The sequence below is a fragment of the Saccharopolyspora ipomoeae genome, assembly GCF_029952525.1.
Classification (GTDB): Bacteria; Actinomycetota; Actinomycetes; order Mycobacteriales; family Pseudonocardiaceae; genus Saccharopolyspora; species Saccharopolyspora ipomoeae.
On sequence record NZ_JASAOF010000003.1, the window covers coordinates 225,288 to 243,116 of the forward strand.

20 protein-coding genes are annotated in these 17,829 nt (G+C 70.2%); 8 read left to right on the forward strand and 12 right to left on the reverse strand.

Features of this window, described 5'->3' with window-relative positions:
- Window positions 1–51 precede the first annotated feature (51 nt).
- From QFW96_RS07660 to dxr, 4 genes are all read right to left on the reverse strand, one after another.
- Complete coding sequence (locus QFW96_RS07660) at window positions 52–888, reverse strand: GNAT family N-acetyltransferase (RefSeq protein WP_281454849.1); 837 nt, start codon at window positions 886–888, stop codon at window positions 52–54.
- 153 nt (window positions 889–1,041) lie between these two features.
- Entirely contained in the window at window positions 1,042–2,196 is a 1,155-nt protein-coding gene (gene ispG, locus QFW96_RS07665; protein ID WP_281454850.1) for a flavodoxin-dependent (E)-4-hydroxy-3-methylbut-2-enyl-diphosphate synthase, read from the reverse strand.
- 292 nt (window positions 2,197–2,488) lie between these two features.
- Entirely contained in the window at window positions 2,489–3,772 is a 1,284-nt protein-coding gene (locus QFW96_RS07670) for a M50 family metallopeptidase (RefSeq protein WP_281454851.1), read from the reverse strand.
- The gene (dxr, locus tag QFW96_RS07675) at window positions 3,773–5,014 is read right to left on the reverse strand and encodes a 1-deoxy-D-xylulose-5-phosphate reductoisomerase (RefSeq protein WP_281454852.1); all 1,242 of its coding nucleotides are present in this window, start codon (window positions 5,012–5,014) and stop codon (window positions 3,773–3,775) included.
- A gap of 102 nt (window positions 5,015–5,116) precedes the next feature.
- Here dxr and QFW96_RS07680 point away from each other — a divergent pair, with 102 nt between their 5' ends.
- The gene (locus tag QFW96_RS07680) at window positions 5,117–5,386 is read left to right on the forward strand and encodes a GlsB/YeaQ/YmgE family stress response membrane protein (RefSeq protein WP_281454853.1); all 270 of its coding nucleotides are present in this window, start codon (window positions 5,117–5,119) and stop codon (window positions 5,384–5,386) included.
- 204 nt (window positions 5,387–5,590) lie between these two features.
- On the forward strand, window positions 5,591–5,869 hold the full coding sequence (locus tag QFW96_RS07685) for a DUF2631 domain-containing protein (protein ID WP_281454854.1): 279 nt from the start codon (window positions 5,591–5,593) through the stop codon (window positions 5,867–5,869).
- Between the two features lie 200 nt (window positions 5,870–6,069).
- Here QFW96_RS07685 and QFW96_RS07690 read toward each other — a convergent pair whose 3' ends face one another.
- Both QFW96_RS07690 and rlmN read right to left on the reverse strand, forming a co-directional pair.
- Entirely contained in the window at window positions 6,070–6,852 is a 783-nt protein-coding gene (locus QFW96_RS07690) for a CE1 family esterase (RefSeq protein ID WP_343231362.1), read from the reverse strand.
- Window positions 6,853–7,154: 302 nt separating this feature from the next.
- Window positions 7,155–8,267: a dual-specificity RNA methyltransferase RlmN gene (gene rlmN, locus QFW96_RS07695; RefSeq protein WP_281454856.1), complete on the reverse strand. Its 1,113-nt coding sequence runs from the start codon at window positions 8,265–8,267 to the stop codon at window positions 7,155–7,157.
- A gap of 99 nt (window positions 8,268–8,366) precedes the next feature.
- Here rlmN and QFW96_RS07700 point away from each other — a divergent pair, with 99 nt between their 5' ends.
- Genes QFW96_RS07700 through QFW96_RS07715 form a run of 4 tightly spaced genes read left to right on the forward strand, consistent with a single transcriptional unit; the run spans window position 8,367 to window position 11,626 of the window.
- A complete protein-coding gene (locus tag QFW96_RS07700; RefSeq protein WP_343231363.1) occupies window positions 8,367–9,293 on the forward strand; it encodes a metal ABC transporter substrate-binding protein in 927 nt (308 codons plus the stop codon).
- Entirely contained in the window at window positions 9,290–10,051 is a 762-nt protein-coding gene (locus QFW96_RS07705) for a metal ABC transporter ATP-binding protein (protein ID WP_425524728.1), read from the forward strand. The genes QFW96_RS07700 and QFW96_RS07705 overlap by 4 nt, the downstream gene beginning before the upstream one ends.
- On the forward strand, window positions 10,048–10,935 hold the full coding sequence (locus QFW96_RS07710; RefSeq protein WP_281454857.1) for a metal ABC transporter permease: 888 nt from the start codon (window positions 10,048–10,050) through the stop codon (window positions 10,933–10,935). Before QFW96_RS07705 ends, QFW96_RS07710 begins: the two co-directional genes overlap by 4 nt.
- A gap of 4 nt (window positions 10,936–10,939) precedes the next feature.
- Window positions 10,940–11,626 (forward strand): metal-dependent transcriptional regulator, encoded by a 687-nt coding sequence (locus tag QFW96_RS07715; RefSeq protein WP_281454858.1) that lies wholly within the window; start codon window positions 10,940–10,942, stop codon window positions 11,624–11,626.
- 137 nt (window positions 11,627–11,763) lie between these two features.
- Here the strand turns inward: QFW96_RS07715 and QFW96_RS07720 are convergent, their stop codons facing one another.
- On the reverse strand, window positions 11,764–12,234 hold the full coding sequence (locus QFW96_RS07720; RefSeq protein ID WP_281454859.1) for a hypothetical protein: 471 nt from the start codon (window positions 12,232–12,234) through the stop codon (window positions 11,764–11,766).
- 160 nt (window positions 12,235–12,394) lie between these two features.
- Here QFW96_RS07720 and QFW96_RS07725 point away from each other — a divergent pair, with 160 nt between their 5' ends.
- Window positions 12,395–13,159, forward strand: a complete 765-nt coding sequence (locus tag QFW96_RS07725) for a VOC family protein (RefSeq protein ID WP_281454860.1) — start codon at window positions 12,395–12,397, stop codon at window positions 13,157–13,159.
- 1 nt (window position 13,160) lies between these two features.
- On the opposite strand, the gene QFW96_RS07730 is transcribed toward QFW96_RS07725, so the two are convergent.
- A complete protein-coding gene (locus tag QFW96_RS07730) occupies window positions 13,161–14,045 on the reverse strand; it encodes a sigma-70 family RNA polymerase sigma factor (RefSeq protein ID WP_281454861.1) in 885 nt (294 codons plus the stop codon).
- Between the two features lie 75 nt (window positions 14,046–14,120).
- Between QFW96_RS07730 and QFW96_RS07735 the strand changes: the two genes are divergently transcribed.
- Complete coding sequence (locus QFW96_RS07735; protein WP_281454862.1) at window positions 14,121–14,576, forward strand: carboxymuconolactone decarboxylase family protein; 456 nt, start codon at window positions 14,121–14,123, stop codon at window positions 14,574–14,576.
- 203 nt (window positions 14,577–14,779) lie between these two features.
- Here QFW96_RS07735 and QFW96_RS07740 read toward each other — a convergent pair whose 3' ends face one another.
- The 4 genes from QFW96_RS07740 to pyrH all read right to left on the reverse strand — a co-directional run bounded on the left by QFW96_RS07740 (window position 14,780) and on the right by pyrH (window position 17,804).
- Entirely contained in the window at window positions 14,780–15,511 is a 732-nt protein-coding gene (locus QFW96_RS07740; RefSeq protein ID WP_281454863.1) for a class I SAM-dependent methyltransferase, read from the reverse strand.
- Window positions 15,511–16,359: a phosphatidate cytidylyltransferase gene (locus QFW96_RS07745; RefSeq protein WP_281454864.1), complete on the reverse strand. Its 849-nt coding sequence runs from the start codon at window positions 16,357–16,359 to the stop codon at window positions 15,511–15,513. The genes QFW96_RS07740 and QFW96_RS07745 overlap by 1 nt, the downstream gene beginning before the upstream one ends.
- A gap of 36 nt (window positions 16,360–16,395) precedes the next feature.
- On the reverse strand, window positions 16,396–16,953 hold the full coding sequence (gene frr / locus QFW96_RS07750) for a ribosome recycling factor (RefSeq protein WP_281454865.1): 558 nt from the start codon (window positions 16,951–16,953) through the stop codon (window positions 16,396–16,398).
- Window positions 16,954–17,054: 101 nt separating this feature from the next.
- Window positions 17,055–17,804, reverse strand: coding sequence for a UMP kinase (gene pyrH, locus QFW96_RS07755; protein ID WP_281454866.1), 750 nt, complete (start codon window positions 17,802–17,804; stop codon window positions 17,055–17,057).
- Between the last annotated feature and the right edge of the window lie 25 nt (window positions 17,805–17,829).

Consider the following 17,829-nt stretch of genomic DNA (forward strand, 5'->3'; position numbering starts at 1 on the left):
CCGGGTTCCGGCACACCGGGCGAAAACCGTCACGGGGACGTCCGGTTCAGGTCACAGCAGGACGGTCGCGAACTCCCCGACCCGGCGGAAGCCGACCTTCTCGTAAGCGGCCCGGGCGGCGACGTTGAAATCGTTGACGTACAGGCTCGCGGTCCGCCCCAGCCCCCGCACCAGCCGGTCGGCGACCGCCGCGGTGCCCGCGGTGCCAAGGCCCGTGCTGCGGCGGTCCGGGTGCACCCAGACGCCCTGGATCTGGCCGACCGTCGACGACAGCGCCCCGATCTCGGCCTTGAACACGACCTCGCCGTCCTCGAAGCGCGCGAACGCCCGCCCGGAGGTGATGAGATCGGCCACCCGCGCCCGGTAGCCCGCACCACCGCCGTCGGTGGAGGGGTCGACGCCGACCTCCTCGGTGAACATGGCCACCGCGGCCGGCAGGTAGCGCTCCAGCTCCTCCAGCCGCACCGGGCGGACCAGCGGGTCGGGCTGCACGCGGGGGCGCTCGGAGAGCACCATGAGCGGCTGCTCCGCGCGGACCTCCCGGGCGGGCCCCCACTGGGCCTCGACCTCGTCCCACAGCATCAGCACCTGCTCGGCGGGCCCGACCAGCGAGGAGCACACCCGGCGGCGGCGCAGCGCGCGGTCGGCGAACGCCCGCATCGCGTCCGCGCCACCGCGCAGCGGGACCAGGTTCGCCCCGGAGAAGCACATGCCGGTCAGCCGGGTTCCGTGGCCCCAGAGCTCGCCGCCGAGGCGCAGCGGATGCACCCCGGCCTCCTCGACGCGCGCGGCGACCATGCAGGCGGCGACGGGCGCGGAGTCCAGCACGGAGCGGACCAGGTTCGCGTCGCGTTCCTCCAGCAGGCGGGCACCGGCAACCTTGAGCACCAGCCAAGACTGCCAGAAATGCCACGCGAACGGCTGACCGGTGGAGATCCACCACATCCGGCACGACCGCGCTCACCCGTTCGGAGCAGCGGAAACGCCGTGGAAACGGATCAGCCGCCCGGAGCGCGTCCGGACGGCTGATCGGTGCGGGAGTCAGCTGACGGTGACGGTCGGGCTCGCGCCCTCCTCCACGGTCTCGCCCATGTCCTCGGCGATGCGCATGGCCTCCTCGATCAGGGTCTCGACGATCTGGTGCTCGGGCACGGTCTTGATGACCTCGCCCTTGACGAAGATCTGGCCCTTGCCGTTGCCGGAGGCCACGCCCAGGTCGGCCTCGCGGGCCTCACCGGGGCCGTTGACGACGCAGCCCATGACCGCGACGCGCAGCGGCACCTCCATGCCCTCCAGACCGGCGGTGACCTCGTCGGCGAGCTTGTAGACGTCGACCTGGGCGCGTCCGCAGGACGGGCAGGAGACGATCTCCAGCTTGCGCGGCCGCAGGTTCAGCGACTGCAGGATCTGGGCACCGACCTTGATCTCCTCGACCGGCGGGGCCGACAGGGAGACGCGGATCGTGTCGCCGATGCCCTGGCGCAGCAGCGCGCCGAAGGCGGTCGCCGACTTGATGGTGCCCTGGAAGGCCGGGCCGGCCTCGGTGACACCGAGGTGCAGCGGGTAGTCGCACTGCTCGGCGAGGATCTCGTAGGCGCGCACCATGACCACCGGGTCGTTGTGCTTCACCGAGATCTTGATGTCGTGGAAGTCGTGCTCGGCGAACAGGCCCGCTTCCCACAGCGCCGACTCGGCCAGCGCCTCGGGGGTGGCCTTGCCGTACTTCTCCATCAGGCGCGGGTCGAGGGAACCGGCGTTGACGCCGATCCGGATCGGCGTGCCGTGGTCCTTGGCGGCCTGCGCGATCTCCTTGACCTTGTCGTCGAACTTCTTGATGTTGCCGGGGTTCACGCGCACCGCCGCGCAGCCCGCCTCGATCGCCGCGAAGACGTACTTCGGCTGGAAGTGAATGTCGGCGATGACCGGGATCTGCGACTTCTTCGCGATGGCCGGCAGGGCTTCGGCGTCGTCGGCGCTCGGGCACGCGACCCGGACGATGTCGCAGCCCGCGGCGGTGAGTTCGGCGATCTGCTGCAGCGTGCTGTTGACGTCAGCGGTGACGGTCGTGGTCATGGTCTGCACGGAGATGGGGCTCTCGCTGCCCACTCCGACCGGTCCGACCTGCAACTGGCGAGTCTTGCGCCGCTCCGCGAGCACCGGGGCGGGGCCCGCGGGCATGCCCAGATCGACGGTCATCGATACCTCTCCACCTCTTCTGGTGTGCTTCGGACGGTGTCCCGCCCGCATTCCACGATACCGGCGCACCTTCATCCGGCTGGACGTCCGGGCGTCTGACGGATCACGTTGGGTGATCGACATCGGCCGTTCATGTCCCGTTCGGCCCACGAATTCGAGCCGCGGATCACCCTATCGGTGATCTTGCGCTCACAACGACGCACCACTGCCGTCGCTGAGCCCGACGCGCCCTCCCCCGCTGTGAACCCCCTCCACCACAGCGGTGAACTTTCCAGGCGAAATCTCCCGGCGGCTAGTACAGCGTCACCGGGTTCACGATGTCGGCCACCAGCACCAGCAGCGAGTACGCGATGAACACGAGGCTGACCGCGTAGGCCAGCGGCATCAGCCGAGCCGTGTCGAACGGGCCCGGGTCGGGGCGCCTGACCAGCTTGGCGAAGCCGCGCCGGATCGACTCCCACAGCGCGCCCGCGACGTGCCCGCCGTCCAGCGGCAGCAGCGGCAGCATGTTGAACACGAACAGCGACAGGTTCACGCCCGCGAGCAGGTTGAACATCAGGATGATCCGGTCGTCGACCGCGATCTGGTCCGTGGCCAGCACCTCACCGCCGAGGCGGCTGGCGCCGACGATGCCCACCGGCGAGTCCTTGTGACGCTCGCCTCCGAAGATGGCCGAGACCAGGTCCGGGATCCGCTGCGGCAGCTCGACGATCTTCTGCGCGGTCAGGCTGACGAAATCACCGATCGTGTTGGCCACGCCGCCGATGTCCTGCTTGACCAGCACCGACGTCGGCGACAGACCCAGGAAGCCGACCGTCTCGTACTCGCTGGTCGAGTTCAGCTTGGGCCGCTCGGTCTGCATCAGGTCGGCGGTCAGCGTCTGCCGGTGCCCCTCGCGCTCGACCACCACCGGGACCGTGCCCTTCGAGGTGCGGATCTCCTGCTGGAGGTCCTCCCACGTCTGGAACGGCTTGCCGTTGAACTCCAGGATCCGGTCACCCGGCTTGAACCCGGCCGCGGCGGCCGGCGAGGGCTTCGCGCCGGGCGGGCACTTCTGCGTGTCGGGGGCGTCGGCGGGCAGCACGCACTCGCTTACCGTGGACACCGTCAGCGTCGGGGTGTTGAGGCCGTGCCCCATCAGGATCGCGGCGAAGATGCCGACCGCCAGGATCAGGTTCATCACCGGGCCGGCCATCATCACGATGATCCGCTTCCACGGCGAGCGCTGGTAGAACTGCCGGTGCGCGTCCTCGGGCTTGACGTCCTCGGCCGACATCTGCCGCGCGTCGTCGATCATCGCCCGGAACGGCGAGGACGAAGCGGAGCGGCCCATCTCCTCGTCCTTCTGCGGCGGGAACATGCCGATCATGCGGATGTAGCCGCCGAACGGGATGAGCTTCACCCCGTACTCGGTCTCGCCCTTCTTGCGGGACCAGATGGTCCGACCGAAGCCCACCATGTACTCGGTGACCTTGACGCCGAACATCTTCGCGGTCGCCAGGTGCCCCAGCTCGTGCCACGCGATGGAGAACAGCAGCCCGAAGAAGAAGATCAGAATGCCAACGACGACCAGCACTTACTCCGCCTTCCCTCCGGCCAGCTCACGCGCCCGGGTCCGCGCCCACTCCTCGGCCGCGAAGACCTCGTCGAGCTCCGACGGTGCGCCGCGCCACTGGTCGGCTGCCCCGAGCGTGTCACTGACAGTCTGCACGATCTGCGGGAACCGGAGGCGACCGTCGACGAACGCCGCCAGCGCCTCCTCGTTCGCCGCGTTGTAGATGGCGGGCAGGCATCCCCCGCCGGAACCGGCCGCCCGGGCCAGCTCGACGGCCGGGAACGTCTCGTCGTCCAGCGGCTCGAAGGTCCACTCCTGGGCGTCGGCGAAGTCCAGCCGCGGCGCGACGCCGGGGACCCGGCGCGGCCACTCCAGGCCCATCGCGATCGGGATCTTCATGTTCGGCGGGCTGGCCTGGGCGATCGTGGCCCCGTCGGTGTAGGTGACCATCGAGTGCACGATCGACTGCGGGTGCACCACCACGTCGATGCGCGGGTACTCGATGCCGAACAGCAGGTGCGCCTCGATGAGCTCCAGGCCCTTGTTGACCAGGGTCGCGGAGTTGATCGTGACGACGTTGCCCATCGCCCACGTCGGGTGCGCCAGCGCCTGCTGCACGGTGACCTCGGCGAGGTCGTCGCGCTTGCGGCCCCGGAACGGGCCGCCGGAGGCGGTCAGCACCAACCGGTCCACGTCGGCGTTGTCGTTGCCCAGCAGGCACTGGGCAAGCGCGGAGTGCTCGGAGTCGACCGGCACCAGCTGCCCGGGCGCGGCCTTGTCCAGCACCAGCGCACCGCCCGCGACCAGCGATTCCTTGTTGGCCAGCGCGAGCTGGGCGCCGGTGTCCAGGGCGGCCAGCGTCAGCCGCAGGCCGCGCGAGCCGTCGACGCCGTTGAGCACCACGTCGGCCGGGGCGGCCTCGATGAGCTCCAGCGCGGACTCGGGCCCGGCCAGCAGCCGGGGGAGCTTGAACTCGCCCTCGGCGTAGCCCCGCTTCTGCGCCTCGGAGTAGAGGGCGAGCTGGACGTCCTCGGCGGCTGTGCCCTTGGCCACGGCCACGACCGGGACCTCGAACTCCAGCGCCTGCGCGGCCAGCGCCTGCGGGTCGCTCCCGCCCGCGGCCAGCCCCACGACCCGGAACCGGTCCGGGTTGTCGCGCATCACGTCGAGTGCCTGGGTGCCGATGGAACCGGTCGATCCGAGCACCAGAACGGTGCGCGGGGTGTCGCTCTGTGTGCTGGTGTCCGCGTGCATCGACGCCATTGTCCCCGAAGGAGGTGAGCCGGTGCCCCTCGCGGTGCACAAATCACCTTCCGGCGTCACGATCGGGGTATCGGCGCTGCCTGACGAATGAAGGAGGCCGTCATGGGCATCATCGGATGGATCGTTCTCGGCTTGATCGTGGGGGCCATCGCGAAGCTGATCATGCCGGGCAAGGACCCGGGCGGCATCATCGTCACCATGCTGCTCGGAGTCGTCGGGGCCTTCCTCGGCGGACTGCTCGGCCAGTGGCTCTTCGGCATCGGCCTCGAGACGTTCTGGTCGCTGCAGACCTGGATCGTGGCGATCATCGGATCGGTCGTCGTCCTCGGCATCTACCGCGTGATCGTCGGCCGCAAGGCGGTCAAGGGGTAGTCACCGCTGCACCGTTCACCGGGGTGCCGCGCGAGCCGGGTTCGCGCGGCACCTTTTTCGCTGCTGATGCCGGGCAGGTGGCCGACCGGGCCCCGATCGGGTGTGCGAGGATGAGGGCGATCGTGGATCGCCGTCCGGCGGTGCGCGAAACCCAAGCAACAGGCTTTCCGGCCGCGGGTGGCCGGTGTGGCGCAGGAGGGGAACGTGGCGAGCACCGAGCTGGAGAAGAAGCCCAGCCAGGCCATCGACCCGGCCGAGGAACCGTCGGTCGAGTGGGGCTGGCACGGCGGTTTCCCGAAGGGCACCCAGATCGCCGGCTGGTTCTCGGTCGTCGCGATCCTGCTCATGCTGATCGGCAACCACCAGGGCATCCTCAGCGGTGGCGGGCACTTCAAGATGGAGGACCTCTGGCTGATCGGCACCGCCGCGGTGCTGGCCGTCGGCCTCTTCTACGACCTGGCCAAGAACAAGCGCCGCCGCTGACCGCAACTCCGCGAAGAGCCGCCCCTCGGTTTCGAGGGGCGGCTCTTCGCCGTTTCGCACCCCGCGCAGCTGCGCCTCGCGGCTGTGGACGGGGTATCGCGTTCCGCGGTGCTCACCAGCGGACAGTTTTAGTCATAACTGTCCGGGCAAAACGGACATTGATCATGAGTGATTATGGCTAAAACTGTCCCCTGCCGCGCTCAGCGCAACGAGTGGCGCGAGAAGAAGTCCATGATCAGCGGTGTCGCGTCGATCGGAGCGGGAGCGTCGGAGTCCGGGTTGGGGTGCGTCGCGGGCCAGTCGTGGGCGACGGAGTCCATCCGGTAGTGCACGATCTCCGCACCGCCGTCGCAGCCGCGGTGCTCGACGCGGTGCACCCCGTCCCCCTCGTCGCGGGTGACGGGCTCAGCCTGGCAGCCGTTGCGCTCGGCCCACCCGGCCAGCCAGTCCGGGATCGGCGGGAGCCCTCGTTCCTCGTCACCGTCGTAGGGGATCGTCTCGTCGACCGCCCCGTGGAAGTCGAGGATCGGCGCCGGGCGATCCGGGTCGCACTCCCCGCCCTGCGGGTAGAAGGCCCCGGACACCGGCGCGAACGCGGCGATCCGGTCGCTCATCCGGCAGGCCAGCACACCGGTGAACCCGCCGCCGTTGGACTTGCCCGCCGCGTAGATCCGCGCCGGGTCGACGCACAGGTCGCGCTCCAGCTCGTCGAGCACGTCCCCGGTGAACCGAACGTCGTCGACGTCGGCCGAGTACGGCGCGCCCTGCCAGGCGGTCTCACCGTCGGTCCCGACGAGCCCCTGCGGGTAGACCGCGATGACGTCGGTGCCGGAGAACTCCGACAGCTCCTCCTGGTAGGCCGAGTCCCGCGAATGGCCGTGGAACGACAGCACCACCGGCGTCGGCCGCTCAGGCGCGTAGCTCTCCGGCACGTGCAGCAGGTAGCTGCGGGCGACCCCACCGGAGACGATCTCCCTGCTCACCGTCTCCCCCGTCCGCACGTCACCGCTCCCGCACCCCGACGTCCCGGGTGCCCCGGGCACTTCGGCGTGGGCGGGCGCGGCGAGCAGCACCACCGCCGCCGCGACGATCGAATGAACCGCAATGCCACGAACTCTCAGGTCAGGCACCGTTGCCTCCCAGCTCGACCACTCGGACCTGAGGATCATCGACCACCGGAAGCCGGCTCACCCGCTTCTGTTCATTGCGGTCACGAGATCAGGGACCGGAGAAGTCGCTCAGCCGCCGGGTTCGTGGTCGCCTGGCCGCCGGCAGCGTGGCCGGGTCACTCCTCGGCCGCGAGCTGGCCGCAGGCCGCTGCGATCTCCTGGCCCCGGGTGTCGCGGACCGTGCAGGAGACGCCGGATTCGCGGACCCGGCGGACGAACTCGCGCTCGACCGGCTTGGGGCTGGCGTCCCACTTGCTGCCCGGGGTCGGGTTCAGCGGGATCAGGTTGACGTGCGCGAACTGGCCGAGGTGCTTCTTGAGCAGCTTGCCGAGCAGGTCGGCTCGCCACGGCTGGTCGTTGATGTCGCGGATCAGCGCGTACTCGATCGAGACCCGGCGGCCGGTGTGGTCGGCGTAGGCGCGGGCCGCGTCGAGGACCTCGGCGACCTTCCAGCGGTTGTTGACCGGCACCAGCGTGTCGCGCAGCTCGTCGTCCGGGGTGTGCAGCGACACCGCGAGGGTGACGTGCAGGTCCTCGGCCGTCATCTTCCGGATCGCCGGGACCAGGCCGACCGTGGAGACCGTCACCGAGCGCTGCGACAGGCCCAGGCCGTCCGGCGCCGGGTCGCAGATGCGGTGCACCGCGTCGATCACCCGGCGGTAGTTCGCCAGCGGCTCGCCCATGCCCATGAACACGACGTTCGACAGCCGCCCCGGTCCGCCCGGGACGTCGCCGTCGCGCATCATCGCCGCCGCCGAGCGGACCTGGTCGACGATCTCGGCGGTGGACAGGTTCCGCTGCAGCCCGCCCTGGCCGGTCGCGCAGAACGGGCAGGCCATGCCGCACCCGGCCTGGCTGGAGATGCACACCGTCGCGCGGTCCGGGTAGCGCATCAGGACGCTCTCCAGCAGGGTCCCGTCGTGCGCCTTCCACAGCGTCTTGCGGGTCGTGCCCTCGTCGGTGTCGAGGTTGCGGACCGGGCTGAGCAGCTGCGGCAGCAGGGCTGCGCCCAGCGCCTCGCGGCTGCCCGCCGGGATGTCGGTCATCGACTCGACGTCGGCGTTGAGCCTGCCGAAGTAGTGGTTGGCGAGCTGCTTGGCGCGGAACGGCTTCTCCCCCAGCTCGGCGACGACGGCCTTCCGCTCCTCGGCGGAGAGGTCGGCGAGGTGGCGCGGCGGCTTGCCGCGGCGCGGGGCGTCGAAGACGAGCGGCAGGGATTTCGTAGACATAGCGCCCCACAGTGTCCCACGTCGGCGAACGATCTCTCCGGGCAGCCGGGGCACCGTCCGCCGTTGGACATTCCGGTGCGCCGAGGTAGGGTTTTCGGCGTGGCGAAACCTGAACTCACGAGCCGCCGAAACATGGCCGTGCTGGCCGTGCTCGCGATGCTCGTGTCGGGCTGCGGCACCGGGCTGAGCCGGCCCGACGACGACCGCAAGCACGTGGTCACCACCTTCACCGTGCTCGCCGACATGGCCCGCAACGTCGCCGGTGACGCGCTGGTCGTCGAGTCCATCACCAAGCCCGGCTCCGAGATCCACGAGTACGAGCCCACCCCCAGCGACATGCTCAAGGCCGCCAAGGCCGACGTGGTGCTGGACAACGGCCTCGGCCTGGAGCGCTGGTTCGACCGGTTCGTGCAGCGCAGCGAGGCCCGGCACGTGACGCTGACCGAAGGCGTCGAGCCCATCCCGATCCGCAGCGGCGAGTACCAGGGCAAGGCGAACCCGCACGCGTGGATGTCGCCGCGCACCGCCGCCACCTACGTCACCAACATCCGGGACGCCTTCATCCGGCTCGACCCCGCGCACGAGGCGACCTTCCGCGCGAACGCCGACGCCTACCTGGCCCGGCTCGCCGAGATCGACCGCTACCTGCACGACGAGCTCGCGTCGCTGCCCGCCTCGCAGCGCGCGCTGGTCAGCTGCGAGGGGGCCTTCTCCTACCTCGCGCGGGACGCGGGGCTCTCCGAGGCGTACCTGTGGCCGGTCAACAGCGAATCCGAGGGCACCCCGCGGCAGATCCGGTCCACCGCCGAGTTCGTGCAGGCCAACCGGGTTCCGACGGTGTTCTGCGAGTCCACCGTCAACGACGGGCCGCAGCGCCAGGTCGCCCGCGAGACCGGCGCCCGGCTGGGCGAGAAGCTCTACGTCGACTCGCTGTCCGGCCCCGAGGGGCCGGTGCCGACCTACCTGGACCTGCTGCGCCACGACGCGCGCGCCATCGTCTCCGGCCTGCGCGGAGGAGCCCCGTGAAACCGACCGACGCCGTGAAACCGACCAACGCCGCGAGCCCGAACGCCATCAGCGCCCACCACGTCACCGTCCGCTACGGCGACGTCCTCGCTCTCGACGACGTGTCGGTGGAGGTCGGCGAAGGACGCATCTGCGGCCTGCTCGGGATGAACGGGTCCGGCAAGTCCACCCTGTTCAAATCCCTGATGGGCCTGGTCAAGCCGGACACCGGCGACATCCGGATCATGGGCCGGAACCGCAAGCGGGCGCGGCGCGAAGGACTGCTCGCCTACGTGCCGCAGTCCGAGGCCGTGGACTGGACGTTCCCGGTGACGGTCGCCGACGTGGTGCTGATGGGCCGCTACGGGCACCTCGGCCTCACCCGCCGTCCCCGCCGCGCCGACAAGACCGCGATGCGCGCGGCCCTGACCCGGGTGGGGCTCACCGAGCTCGCCGACCGGCCCATCGGCGAGCTCTCCGGCGGCCAGCGCAAGCGGGCCTTCGTCGCGCGCGGCATCGCCCAGGACGCTCGGCTGCTCTTCCTCGACGAGCCCTTCGCCGGGGTCGACAAGAAGTCCGAGGCCATGATCAGCGCCCTGCTGCGGGAGCTGCGCGACGAAGGGCGCACCGTGATCATCTCCACCCACGACCTGGCCAGCGTCCCCGAGCTGTGCGACGAGGCGGTCCTGCTGCAGCAGCGGGTGATCGCCCACGGCCCGATCGACGAGGTGCTGGCGCCCGAGACGCTGGCCCGCACGTTCGGGGTGGAGGCGCGATGATCGAGTTCCTGCTCGAACCCCTCCAGTTCGGGTTCATGCAGCGCGCGCTGCTGGTCAGCCTCGCCGCCGGGCTGGTGTGCGCGGTGCTGTCGTGCTGGGTGACGCTGATCGGCTGGTCGCTGCTGGGCGACGCCGTCTCGCACGCCGTGCTGCCCGGGGTCGTGCTCGCCTACGTGCTGGGGATGCCGTTCTCGGTCGGCGCGTTCCTGTTCGGCGGCCTGGCGGTCGGGTTGATCGCGGGCGTGCGCAGCACCACGCGGCTCAAGGGCGACGCGGCGATCGGCGTGGTGTTCACCGGCCTGTTCGCGCTCGGGCTGGTGCTGGTGTCGCGGATCCCCAGCCAGGTCGACCTCAACCACATCCTGTTCGGGAACGTCCTGGGCGTCACCGACTTCGACATCGCGCAGGTGCTGATCATCGCCGCGGCGGTGCTGGCCGTGGCGGTGCTCAAGCGGCGCGACCTGACCCTCTACGCCTTCGACCCCACCCACGCGCACGCGGTCGGCATCTCGCCGCGCCGGGTCAGCGCGCTGCTGCTGACGATGCTGGCGCTGACGGTCGTGGTCGCGCTGCAGGCCGTCGGGGTCGTGCTGGTCACGGCCATGCTGATCACGCCGGGCGCGACCGCGTTCCTGCTGACCAAGCGCTTCCCGAAGATGCTGCTGACGGCTGCGGGCCTGTCGGTGCTGTGCGCGATCACCGGCACCTACCTGAGCTTCCACATCGACACCTCGACCGGCGGGATGATCGTGGTCTGCCAGGCCGCGTTGTTCGCGCTGGTCTACCTGCTGGCGCCGACGCAGGGCGTGATCCCCCGTGCGCTGCGACGACGCACGCTGATCGCCGACCGGACGACCGCGGGCACCGGCGCGCCCGTATCGTGAAAGTATGCCGAGCGAAACCGAGCGACCCTCGTCTTCGGTGGAGGACTACCTCCGAGCCATCTACGGCCTCCGCGAACGGGGCGAACAGGTCACCAACGCGACGCTGACGGCTCGCCTGGGACTCAGCCCCTCCTCGGTCTCCGGGATGATCAACAAGCTGGATCAGCTGGGCCTGGTCACCCACGTCCGCTACCGCAGCGTCGAACTCACCCCCGAAGGGCTCCGGCTCGCGCACGCCGTGCTGCGCAGGCACCGGCTGATCGAGCTGTTCCTGGTCGAGGAGCTCGACTACAGCTGGGACGCCGTGCACCGCGAAGCCGACGCGCTGGAGCACGCCGTCTCCGACGAGCTCGTCGAGCACATCGCCGCCAAGCTCGGCAACCCCACCACCGACCCGCACGGCGACCCGATCCCCACCGCCGACGGCGAGCTCGCCGCGCCCCGCACGCGCCAGCTCGACCAGATCGAACCCGGCACCACCGGCATCATCGCGCGCGTCTGGGACACCGACTCCGAGCTGCTGCGCTACCTCACCGAGCACGGGCTCACGCTCGGGGCGCGCATCGAGATCGTGGAGCGCAAGCCCTTCGGCGGCCCGCTCGTGGTGCGCGTCGGCGACCCCGAGAAGGCCGAAACCCACTTCGTGGGCGACGAGATCGCAGCAGCGCTGTCGATCAGCGTGCAGAGCTGAGAACTGTTGAGGACTTGCTCTGCTCCTTGAGCATTCGAATACGCGGCGTCACGGCGTACTCGCCACGTAGGCGCTCAGAACCCGCGCCGGTGCAGGTTGCTCGGGTGGTGGAAGAGAATGCGGCTCCGCCGCATGGATCAACAACCCCTAGGGTCGGCCGTCAAGCGCGAACCGACCGCGTGCGAGGGGACCACCTGCTGCGCGGGGGCCTCCGGCTCGACCTGGGCGATCTCCTCGCCGTAGATCTGCTCGGTGATCAGCCTGCTGTGCAGCTCATCGGTGCGGTGCGCGCCGAGCACCGCCATGAGCAGGTCGAAGCGGCTGTTGGTCAGCGTCACCGCGACGTAGCAGAAACCGCCCATGCCCGCGAAGACCAGGCTCGCCACGATCCAGATGTCGAATCCCTGCGCCAAGGTCATCACCGAGGCGCCCAGGGCCACGGCGGAACCGAAGGCGACACCGCGCGCGATCAGCGCCTGCCGGAACATCGACCGGAACACCGGGTACTGGTGGCACAGCTGGCGCACCAGGCGCGCGCGCTCACCGCGATCGAGTTGAGCGAGCCGGCTCAGACCCGCGGTCACCGGCTGCGCCGCGCGGAATGACATGGCCGCTCCCGAAGAAGACCCGTGTGCGTGCAGACGACGCTTCCCAGTCGATCACGTGGTTCGGCGGCTATCAAGGCGTCATTCGGGGGCTTCGCATTGCGGGCGGGCGGTGCAGACGTGACGCTGCCTACAACGACAGGGTTTGGCGGGGGTGATCGTCGTGGGCATCGCACCGGGAGCGCCCGGATGGGCCGATCTGGCATCGCACGAGACCGAAGCCGTGCACGAGTTCTACACGGGGTTGTTCGGCTGGCGCTGGGTGCAGCGCTGCGACTGCTCGGTGGCCCTGGCCGGGGACGTCCCGGTGGCCGGGCTGGTGCCACCGGAATCCGACGACGTCCCGGCCGCGTGGACGCTGTACCTGGAGTGCGGTTCGACCCGGCGCGCGACCGAGCAGGTCCGCGCGCTGGGCGGCAAGGTCATCGTGCCACCGACCGAAACCCCTGGTGACGAGATGTTCCTCGTCGCCGAGGACCCGACCGGCGCGGTCGTGGGCCTGTGGGAAGCACCGGAGAACGCGACGTTCGGCTGGGAGCGCGCGGGCGCGCTGTGCTGGGCCGAGCTGCACACCCGCGACGCCTCGGCCGCCGACCCGTTCTACGCCGACCTGCTGGGATACCGGCAGCAGCAGATCGGCGAGCCGGGCGGCGCCTTCGACTACGCGGTCTGGCAGGTCGGCGACCGGCCGCTGCTGGGTCGCCTCGACGCGAGCTCGTCGCTGCCGGACGGCGTTCCACCGCACTGGCAGCTGTACTTCCAGGTCGACCCCGATCACGACGCCGACTCGGCGGTCGGCAAGGTGCGGGCGCTGGGCGGCGAGGTGCTGCGCGAACCCACCGACTCCCCGCACGGCCGGCTGGCGGTCGTGCGCGACGTGGTGGGCGCGAGCTTCACCCTCATCGACACCTCGCAGCGCAGCGGCTGACCTACTCCAGCACCAGCGGGTCGAGTTCGGCGATGTGGTCGCGATCGGCGATCACCTCGATCTCGGTGATCCGGCCGTCGCGGAAGGTCAGCAGGAACACCGAGTGCGCCTTGCCGCGCGGCGCGTAGGCCGCACCGATGGTGTCGGCGATCAGCGCCGGGCGGGCCAGCTTCGCCCCGCCGTGGAAGACCTCGGCCACCGCGTTCGCGCCGCGCGCCTCGGCGGCGAGGTCCGGGGCACCGGCCTTGCGGGCGCGGGCGGCCAGGTCCACGGCCTGGTCGTCGGCGCGCAGCACCACGTCCGGGTCGAGCACGTGGAGCAGACCCTCGAAATCGCCTTCCCTGGCCGCGCGCAGGAAGGCCTCGACGACCTCGCGCTGAGCGAGCAGGTCCGGTTCGGGGCTGCCGCCGCTGCGGACCCGGCGGCGGGCGCGGCTGGCGAGCTGACGGGTGGCCGCCGGGCTGCGACCCACGATCGCGGCGATGTCGTCGAAGGGCACCGCGAACATGTCGTGCAGGACGAACGCCAGGCGCTCGGCCGGTTCGAGGGTGTCGAGGACGACGAACAGCGCCAGCCCCAGCGAATCGGCCATCACCGCCTCGGACTCCGGTGTTGGCCCCTCGGAGCGTTCCGGCAGCTCCTCGGCGGGCTGCTCGGGCCGGGAGCGGCGGGCGCGGAGCACGTCGAGGCAGATGCGGCCGACGATCGTGGTCAGCCAGCCGCCGAGGTTGGCGACGTCGTCGGCGCCCGCCCGGTCCACCCGCAACCACGCCTCCTGCACCGCGTCCTCGGCTTCGGCGTGGCTGCCGAGCATGCGCAGCGCCACCGCCTTCAACCGTGCGCGGTGCTGCTCGAACCGCCTGGCCAGGAACTCGCTGTCGTCCATCGGTCACATTCCCTCGTCGTCGGCCGTCATGGGGGTGGACGAGCCGGACACGGCTCTTGTGACAGGGAGGTCCCCATGCAAGCACGAGTGAACAACCCGGCGATGCTCCTTCCGGGCGCGTTCGAGGCGATCCAGGCGTTGATGAAGACCATTCACGCGGCTGACGTCCCGGCGGAGACGCTGGAGCTGGTGCACCTGCGGTCGAGCCAGATCAACGGGTGCAGCTTCTGCGCGCACTACAGCTCGAAGCAGCTCAAGCAGCTCGGGTGCGACGACGACCGGCTGTGGGCGGTGGCGGCGTGGCGGGAGGCCCCGTACTTCACCGACGCCGAGCGCGTCGCCCTGGAGCTCGCCGAGGCCACGACCCGCGTCGCCGACCGCGGAGACCCGGTCGGCGACGACCTCTGGAACCGCGTCACCGATCACTACACCGAGGAGCAGATCGCGGCCCTCACCCTCATGATCGGGCTGTCCAACCTCTTCAACCGCGTCAACGCCGTCACCCGGCAACCCGCGGGCCAAACCTTCTGAGCCCTCCGCCTCTCAACCCCCGGGTGCCTCGCGCTCGGGGGACGAGGGCGCGGCAGGGGACGGTTTTAGTGAGAACTGTCCCGACATTTCGGACATTGATCATGGGTGATTCGAGGAAAAACTGTCCCCTGCCCGGAAGGGCTCCCACCGGAACCCCACCGCTCGACGCTCAGGGCTCCCGCCGGAACCCCAGGGCACGAAGGTCAGGGTGAGATCAGGCCCGCGGGTTTTGTGCGGGTTCGGAGGCGGTAGGTGACCGGGAGGGTGCGGCCCGGGGACTCGGCGACCGCGCGGGCGGCGGTCTTGGCGGAGAACTCGATGCGCAGCACCGCTTCGAGGGTCTCGCGGTCGTGGAAGCGCCAGAGCGTGGAGACCGTCGTGCTGGTGAAGTGGTGGCGGGTGAAGAACGACTCGATGGCCACCGGATCGATCTGCGGGGCGTCGGCGCGCATCCAGTCGCCGTACGGCCGGGACGCCGTGTCCAGGTCGATGATCGCGAGCGTGCCGCCCGGCCGCAGCACCCGCTCCGCCTCGGCCAGACCCGGCTCGCAGCCCGGCCCGAAGAAGTACGCCGTCCGCGCGTGCAGCAGGTCCGCGCTGCCGTCGGCCAGCGGGAGCCGCTGTGCGGGAGCCACGCGCACGTCCACGCCCGGCGTGCCGGACATGCGGGTGCGCGCGCGCTCGGCCAGCGGTTCGTGCGGTTCCACCCCGATCACCGAACGCGCGGTGGCGGCGAAGAACGGCAGGTGGAAGCCGTCACCGCACCCGATGTCGACGACGTCCAGACCGGCCCAGTCGCGCTCGGCGCGCAACGCCGCCCACAGCGCGCCGGTCGAGTCCTGGGCGCGGTTCTCCGCCTCGTAGACCTCCGGCCAGTTCCAGATGTTCGGGCTCGGAGTGACCTCGGGAACCCGCTTCTCGCGCCAGGCCCGCATCAGCTCGGGATGAGCCAGAACAGCATCATCCAGGCCAGCGGAGCCGACGGCAGCAGAGAATCCATCCGGTCCATCAGACCGCCGTGCCCGGGCAGCAGGTTGCCCATGTCCTTGATGCCCAGATCGCGCTTGATCACCGACTCCATCAGGTCGCCGATCGTCGCGCTGCACACCAGCGCCGCGCCGACCAGCGCACCCATCCACCACTGGCCGTCGAGCATCAGCCACACCGACAGAACACCGGCCAGCACACCGCCGACCATCGACCCGCCGAAGCCCTCCCAGGACTTCTTCGGGCTGATCACCGGGGCCATCGGGTGCTTGCCGAACAGCACCCCGAACGCGTACCCGCCGGTGTCGGAGGCGACCACGCAGATCAAGAACACCAGCGCCCGGAAGGCTCCGTCCTCCGGGCGCACCAGCATCGCGGCGAACGCCGTGAACAGCGGCACGTAGGCCGCGGTGAACACCGACGCCGTGACGTCGCGCACGTAACCGTCGACGCCGTCGCGGAAACGCCAGACCAGGCAGCCCAGCACCGTGATCGTGAACGAGATGAGGATGCCGCGCAGCCCGAACGGCCAGGACAGCCACATCATGGCCTGCCCGCCGACCAGCACCGGGACCAGCGAGACACGGATGCCCGCCGCGCGTCGCACGGCTTGGGCCAGCTCGACGGTCGAGACCAGAGCGGCCGCTGCGGCGATGCCGATGAACACGAAACGGACCATCAGCAACGAGAGGATGACGGCCGCCCCGAGCACGACCCCGACGCCGATGGCGGCGCGGAGGTCACGACCGGCCCGGGATGGACGCGAAGGCGGGTCCGGAATGCCGTCGGCCGACATTCCGGACTCGTCTGCACACTGGCCGGGCGTCACCACTCAGACCTCGAGGAGTTCCGCTTCCTTGTGCTTGAGCAGCTCGTCGACCTGACCGGTGTAGCGGTGGGTCAGGTTCTCGAGTTCCTTCTCCGCACGCGAACCCTCGTCCTCGCCGGCTTCGCCGTCCTTGACGATGCGCTCGATCTCTTCCTTGACCTTGCGGCGGATGCCGCGGATGGTGACCCGGCCTTCCTCGCCCTTGCTCTTGGCGACCTTGACCATCTCCTTGCGGCGCTCCTCGGTCATCTGCGGGATCGCGACGCGGATGAGCTGACCGTCGTTGGAGGGGTTGACGCCGAGGTCGGAATCGCGGATCGCCTTCTCCATCGCCTGGATCTGGCTGCCGTCGTAGGGCTTGATGACGACCAGCCGCGCCTCCGGGACGGAGATGCTGGCGAGCTGGTTCAGCGGCGTCGGCGATCCGTAGTAGTCGACGACGATGCCGGAGAACATCGCGGGGTTCGCGCGACCGGTGCGGACGGAGGCCAGCTCGTCCTTGGCCACCTCCACAGCCTTTTGCATCTTCTCCTCGCCTTCGAGAAGAGCTTCGTCGATCACGGCTGCTCCTTAAGTCTGCCGACCAGTGGACTTTGCAAGTGTGGCGTGTCGCTCGGCCGGCCGAACCGGCGGCCCCGCGACCAGATCAGGATCCAGCACCGTCACAGCTTCTCGGCGCCCGGGGTGCTGACCAGCGTGCCGATCTTCTCACCGCCGACCGCGCGGGCGATGTTGCCTTCCTCCAGGAGGTTGAACACCAGGATGGGCATGTGGTTGTCCATGCACAGGCTGAACGCCGTCGCATCGGCGACCTTCAGGCCCTTCTCGAGCACCTCGCGGTGGGTGATGTGCTCGAACAGCTTCGCGTCCGGCGTGGTCTTGGGGTCGGCGGTGTAGACGCCGTCGACGGCCTTGGCCATCAGCACCACCTCGCAGCCGATCTCCAGGGCCCGCTGCGCGGCGGTGGTGTCGGTGGAGAAGTACGGCATGCCGGTGCCGGCGCCGAAGATGACGACGCGGCCCTTCTCCATGTGCCGCATCGCGCGCCGCGGGATGTAGGGCTCGGCGACCTGGCCCATGGTGATCGCGGTCATCACGCGGGTGTCGATGCCGTGCTCGCGTTCCAGGAAGTCCTGCAGCGCCAGGCAGTTCATCACGGTGCCCAGCATCGCCATGTAGTCGCCGCGCGCGCGGTCCATGCCGCGCTGCTGCAGCTCGGCGCCGCGGAAGAAGTTCCCGCCGCCGATCACGATGGCCACCTCGACCCCGTCGGCGACGATCTCACCGATCTGCCGGGCCACGGTGGCGACCACCTCGGGATCGATTCCGACGCTGCCGCCGCCGAACATCTCGCCGCCGAGCTTGAGCAGCACGCGACCGTAACCGCGCTTAGCCGGGCCGTCGTCGGTCACTTGAATCCTCCCGCGAGGTCTTGAT